This window comes from Collimonas sp., assembly GCF_039923675.1.
In the GTDB taxonomy this organism is placed as follows: domain Bacteria; phylum Pseudomonadota; class Gammaproteobacteria; order Burkholderiales; family Burkholderiaceae_D; genus Collimonas.
The window spans coordinates 21092-27293 of the sequence record NZ_JBDTCG010000100.1; the positions used below are offsets into that span (position 1 = coordinate 21092).

The 6202-nt window shown below is 53.3% G+C and carries 3 protein-coding genes, 1 tRNA gene and 1 pseudogene; 1 reads left to right on the top strand and 4 read right to left on the bottom strand.

Features of this window, described 5'->3' with window-relative positions:
* Nucleotides 1–16 precede the first annotated feature (16 nt).
* From trmB to ABI171_RS22945, 3 genes are all read right to left on the bottom strand, one after another.
* Entirely contained in the window at nt 17–724 is a 708-nt protein-coding gene (trmB, locus tag ABI171_RS22935) for a tRNA (guanosine(46)-N7)-methyltransferase TrmB (protein WP_348099363.1), read from the bottom strand.
* A gap of 141 nt (nt 725–865) precedes the next feature.
* Nucleotides 866–939: transfer RNA gene (locus ABI171_RS22940), tRNA-Gly, on the bottom strand.
* A gap of 144 nt (nt 940–1083) precedes the next feature.
* Nucleotides 1084–1455 carry a transposase gene (locus ABI171_RS22945; RefSeq protein WP_348099364.1) on the bottom strand — a complete coding sequence of 124 codons (372 nt, stop codon included), beginning with the start codon at nt 1453–1455 and terminating at the stop codon, nt 1084–1086.
* 357 nt (nt 1456–1812) lie between these two features.
* On the opposite strand from ABI171_RS22945, the gene ABI171_RS22950 reads away from it, so the two are divergent.
* The gene (locus tag ABI171_RS22950) at nt 1813–4953 is read left to right on the top strand and encodes a right-handed parallel beta-helix repeat-containing protein (protein ID WP_348099365.1); all 3141 of its coding nucleotides are present in this window, start codon (nt 1813–1815) and stop codon (nt 4951–4953) included.
* 934 nt (nt 4954–5887) lie between these two features.
* On the opposite strand, the pseudogene ABI171_RS22955 reads toward ABI171_RS22950, so the two are convergent.
* Nucleotides 5888–6202 (bottom strand): annotated as a pseudogene (locus ABI171_RS22955) (dockerin); the annotation flags it as partial.

The following is a 6202-nucleotide window of genomic DNA, read 5'->3' on the forward strand; positions in this document are numbered from 1 at the left end:
TCTATGGCAATGTAGCTTAAACGCGTGTAAACACCAGATCCCAGACGCCATGCCCGAGACGCAGGCCGCGGTTTTCAAACTTGGTCACCGGCCGGTAGTCCGGCCGTTCCGCATAAGTCTCCGCCGTATTCTTCAACTGCGGTTCGGCGCTCAGCACTTCCAGCATCTGTTCGGCATACTCCTGCCAGTCGGTGGCGCAATGCAGGTAACCGCCCGGTGCAATGCGCGACGCCAGCAAGCTGACCAGCGGCCCCTGCAGCAAGCGGCGCTTGTTATGCCGCGCTTTGTGCCAAGGATCCGGGAAGAATACATGCGCGCCAGCCAGTGCGCCAGGCGCGATCATGTTGGTCAGCACTTCCACCGCATCATGCTGGATCAGCCGCATATTGCTCAGCTGCTGCTCGCCGATCAGTTTCAGCAAGCTGCCGACGCCAGGGGTATGCACCTCGACGCCGACGAAGTTCTTCTCAGGCATGCCCGCAGCAATCTTGGCCGAAGTCTCGCCCATGCCGAAGCCGATTTCCAGGATAGTCGGCGCACTGCGCTCGAAAACCTGGCCGAGATCGACCACAGCCTTGTCGTAAGGGACCAGAAAACGCGGCCCCAGTTCCTCGATGGCGCGCGCCTGCGCCGTGGACAAGCGCCCGGCGCGCGTGACAAAGCTGCGGATCCGGTGTTCGGTCGGATCGTAAAAAAGGGGTTTGCCGGATTTGTTTTCTGACATGCTCAATAGACGAATAGACGGTTAAGGTGAAGCGAAGCAAGTGCCGGTTTGCCCAAGCAGGCAACACCATTGTAACGCCAGAAAAATGCCTGCCTCAAAAATACAAATGGCACCCTCGAATAACGGGTGCCAACGTTGGCCTGGAGCGGGTAGAGGGGATCGAACCCTCGTCTAAAGCTTGGGAAGCTTTCGTTCTACCATTGAACTACACCCGCAAGACCTTGATTTTAAACTAAATTTAGTTGTTTCTGAAAGTCTAAAATTATCGGAATTGCGGAGCGCTCCGCAAAAACTGAATATTCCCTACTTTGTCGGCTCTACAATCTTGCCTCTCCGGAGGTAATGCCGTTGTGTTGTTTTCACATTATCGTGACCCAGCAGATCGCTTGCGGCCTGGTCACCACGGTCAGCGGGCCGCTGACGATCGAGGACGACTCGTTGTTGCTGACGATTCGTACACGAGATGTTTTTTTTAACAGGTCCAGCTCCATGGTGAGCTGACCGATCTTGCGTTCCAGATGGGCAATCTTGACTTCGCACACGGCGACGGTAACCTCTTCCGCGTCCAGCTCGCCTAAATCATATTGCCTGAGCCAGATCTGAATCAGCGCGGAAGACAAATGATAAAGCCGCTCCGTTTCGCGGCGACCGTACTTGCCGCTGCGAATGTCGCTACAAACCTGCGCTTTGAACTGAAAGCTATGGCGCCGGCTGGGTGCTCTCTTTGACATGATGCTGCTCCTTTTGGTAAAGGCACAGCAAGCGTATCAAATTCTTTCCCCGGCCTGGTCCAGTTGCAGGGGTTCAGTCCATTTGCACAGCATTTAAGCAGGTTACTGAAGAAATTGCACATTATGCATGTTTTAGTGTTTTCTTCATTTCTATTTTCCCAATGCAACGTTAATTTTGCGTCACCAGTGGAAGACTAAATTTCTGAGGAGCATCTAATAACGTTCTTTACTTTTTAAATTATACGTATTAAATTCATTCAATCATTGGTCCAGCCACTAGTCCAATGTGTCGTTGTCAGCAGAGGAAAATCAACATTTGAACTATTAACGATAAAAACAAAATTCTAGGAGACTGTTATGGGTAGGGACGAAAAAAAAAGATTTGTTGATATAGCAATAATTGCATTTCTAAGTTTATCTGTGGCTGTTACTTTGAATGCATGTGGCAATGGAGATTCAGATCTTTCTGTTCAAAATAGCCCGCCCTCCAATAGCGCTGCATTGAATAAAAGTGCATCGAACAAGTCAAGTACTCCTCCTGCTAACGCAACAATTTTGTATGTCTCTCCAACGGGGTCTGGTGCAGCATGTTCGCAAGGCGCTCCATGCGGATTGAGTGGTGCACAGCAGGCAGTGAAAGCACAATTGTCTGCCGGTGCTCTTGACGTGGCGGTTCAGCTTGCCGATGGCACTTATCGATTGGCGAATACCTGGTCGTTCGGGGCTGCGGATTCAGGCAAGGCTGGTCATCCGGTGATTTGGTATGCAGCGCCGGGCGCACATCCGGTGATCTCTGGCGCCACGCAAGTTACGGGGTGGTCGCAAGTTGGAACCAGCGGTGTATGGGCTGCTTCGGTGCCTGCCAACAGCAATACGCGGCAGTTGTACGTGAATGGTGCGGCCGCGCCGATAGCACAGCAGTCCCCGGGACAATTAGGCTTCAAAGGGGGATGGGCAGGTTCCGCGACTGGGTATGACATCAGCGCCGATAGCGCGGCGATGGCGTGGTTTGCGAAGCTTAGTGCTGCCCAAGTAGCGAGCATCGAGTTCGATTATCCTGGCGGCAATGGACAGTGGACTGAGTCACGGTGCCGGGTGGCGAGTTATTCGGGCGGCAAGCTGGTCATGGCGCAGCCGTGCTGGACCAACACCACCAATCGCGCGGGATTCTCTCAAGCCAGCGGTGGGTTGCCATCGATGGGGGTGAGCACAATGCCGACGCTGGTGCAAAATGCGGTCGGCCTGGTGCAGCCGGGACAATGGTTTCTCGATTCGACAGCAAGCACGCTCTACTACGTGCCCGCGTCCGGTCAGCAGATGGCGGCGTTGGACATAGAGCTGCCCCAACTGGAGAGTTTACTGCAGGGTGCCGGAACGCTGGCAAATCCGCTGCACGATGTGACTTTCTCCGGCCTACAGTTTTCTTACGCGACATGGAACGACCCGTCTACCAACGCCGGGTTCGCCGACGTGCAGAGCAACTTGCGGATGACCGTGGCTGGCGGGAACCAGGGCTTGTGCACCTTCTCGAGTCCAGCAGGTTCATGTCCATGGGGGGCGTTGACCCAGCCGTTGGCAAATGTCAGCTTCAGCGCATCGAATAACATCACGTTCAGTGGCAATCGCTTCGCCAACCTTGGCGGTGCCGGCCTGGCGTTCATGTATGGCTCTTCGAACAACCTAATCCAGGGCAACGAGTTTACCGCCATCGCTTCAACCGGAATTTTGCTGGGTTGCACTTATGACCCGACCCCGGGTACGACCTACGCTGCGGCCATCAAGCAGAATTGCAATCCGGTCCCTGCCTTGGTGGCGAATGACACGGTCGGCACGAACGAGATTATGACCGGCAACACGATCTCCAATAATGTGATCCATCACATAGGTACCGACTATAGTTCAGCGTGCGGCATCACGTTGTTGTTCAGTCAGGGCACTACGATCACGCAAAACCATATTTATGATGTACCTTATAGCGCCATCACAGCCGGTGTCGTCCAGGGTCATGTCGACAATGCACCACATCCGCAAAACTCCGTCAATATCAATGCCAATAACACGATTAGCAACAATCTACTTCATGATTACTTGCAGGTGCTCGCCGATGGCGGTGCGATCTATATCGAAGGACACCAGGCACAGTATTACTACAAGGCCGATGGTGTCACCATCGATCCTGTAGCCACGCTGGCACACGGCATGCAGGTGACCGGCAATGTTGCCTTTAACGGTCGTCACAACAATAATACCTTTTACGACGACGCGGGTTCAGAATGGATCAACTGGCAGGGCAATGTCGACTTCAGCGCAAATGGTAGTACTCAAGGAGGGTGTCAGCCAACTGGCCATTTTTGGGTCACTGGCAACTACGCCTCCTTGGCATTGAGTAACTACGGTAGTTGCTCTCCTGGACCAACAGATGTCAATGCCAGCGGCAATACGACTATCTCGACGACTCCAGGGCCTGGTGATATTCCAGCGAGCCTTCTTAGCGGCGCGGGGCTGACTTCTGCCTATCAGTCGTTGGCGGCCTCAGTGGGTAGCCAGATGTTCTATGCTTCCGGAGCCGGAGGCAGCGGTTCCACACAAGTACTTGTTGCCGGTGTCGGATTCTCATCTGATCCTCCGGTGTACTTTAACGGCGTGAAATCCACGAATGTCCAGTATCTGTCGGACGGATTTTTGATTGCCGACATCCCGGCCGGGAGTACGGCCGCCAACGTAAGCGTGGGTAGTTCAACTACCCCGTTGAGTGGTCGAATCAATGACGATAATCCTCAAATCTCCTACTCCGCAGCGTGGCAGGTTAATTCCAATCGGGGATTGGGGGACTACCTCGATGATGTTCATTACGCCACCGCCAACAACGCGACAGTGACCCTGACATTCACCGGTATGGAAATCCAGGTCTTCGGAGAGATGAATACGGATCAGGGCAATCTCGGGATCAGCATTGACGGTGGTACACAACAAACGGTCAGCACGGTATCGACCGACGGTCAGCGACACGCGAATGTAGCCATTTATACGTCACCAACTCTGACGAGCGGACAGCACACCATTGTCGTGACCAAACTTTCTGGTACATATGCCACTATCGATGGATTCAATATCAACACGTTGTCAGGTCGAATTAATGATGACAATTCCAGATTCGCCTATGCTGGCGGATGGACGTACGCTGCCAATCGCGGCGCATATGGAGACTATCTCAACGATATTCATTACGCCACCGCCAACAATGCCGCAGTGACCTTGGCATTCACCGGCACAGGAATCCAAGTCTTTGGCGAGATGTATACGGATCAGGGCAACCTCGGAATCAGCGTTGATGGCGGTGCGCAGCAGGCGGTTAGTACAGTATCGACCGATGGTCTGCGACATGCGAATGTCGCTGTCTACACTTCACCAACCTTGGCAAGCGGGCAGCACACCATTACCGTCACCAAGCTTTCCGGTCAATACGCCACCTTCGACGGAGTCAATATCACCCCATAGCTCACTGTCGATGGTTGTTTCATAGTTGAGTGAGAATGCACGGGCTTTCAGGTATCACTAGAAGTTGTAGTGAAAAAGCCTGGAGGCCCGTTTACAAAAAGGCACACGTACCGTTTAGACGACTGGGTGTAGGCAGTTGCATCTGGTTATTCGACGGCTTGTGATCTGAGTATCTGCGAATTCATAGACATATTGGATGCTGTCGCCAAACGAAGTACGCCTACGAAAGGTAATATTCCAGGCTTGCTGCCTGGTCGTTTGTTGGATGGATCATAAAAGTAGGTTAGATCATGAATTGCGAACAGAAGAGGGTAGACCGGCTTGTGCAGGCGACAGCCGCTAAAGCCAAGGTGACGGGCATGAGATTCTGTGCGCATCATCAAGGAGAAGTGCTGGCAACAGAAGGCGACTTCGTTATGTGCGGAAAATCCAAACGTTGGATATGTTATCGATGCCAGCGTGCCAGGCAACAGCTCACAGATGCGACGAGACAGCGCAAACATGAGTAACGAAGATCGAAATACGCTAGAAATAGAGACTTGCCGTTGACAGCACAAAGGGCTTTGTCACAGCGATATTCGGTGGACTGAGCAATTATTTAAGGGGGCTTGGTTTTCGCCCTTTTGAATGTCAGGGATGACTACCAGAAGGAACAGGAGGCGCTCAGGCGCGCCGGACGCTGACGGTATACCTGCCACGCTGCCACATTGTTACGGCAGCGCCTGCATCGTCTGAAGCCGCTTTACGCGGTTTTTTTACGCCCCGGCATTGTCGCCTTGCCATAAAAAAGACCGTCGACTGTGGCCTTTCAATCGCAGTCCCACGCCTGGGGGCTTCGTTAAAGGGACTGCTTTTAACGCACTATGAAGCTCCCAAGCGAGGCGGGGTTCCAAAGGAAATTGACTGCATCACCGTGACGCAAAATGACGCTAACTCAGTAGTTATAGATCATTCCCCGACCAGCCATGAATACCCGGCCATAGACGCTGGTATCGGCTACGATCCGTGAAACACCGCCATACCGGTGATTATCGTCATCGATACGGGTCCACGTAATACCCTTATCGTCGGACCGATAAACCCCGTCCTTTCCATTGATCGTTCCTACAAGATAGACGGCCGCCGAGTAGGTGGAACCCGTAGCCGGCACCCCCAGCGCGACCTTGATGGCGCCGTGCACATTCGTGAATTCCGCACCTACCGTTGCCATTGCGGTCAGCTTGCTCCAGGTGGCGCCGGAGTCAACGGA

Bases quoted from the DNA above. Each gene is read 5' to 3' on its own strand.
- trmB (WP_348099363.1), bottom strand. From the start codon at position 724: ATGTCAGAAAACAAATCCGGCAAACCCCTTTTTTACGATCCGACCGAA.
- ABI171_RS22950 (WP_348099365.1), top strand. From the start codon at position 1,813: ATGGGTAGGGACGAAAAAAAAAGATTTGTTGATATAGCAATAATTGCA.
- ABI171_RS22945 (WP_348099364.1), bottom strand. From the start codon at position 1,455: ATGTCAAAGAGAGCACCCAGCCGGCGCCATAGCTTTCAGTTCAAAGCG.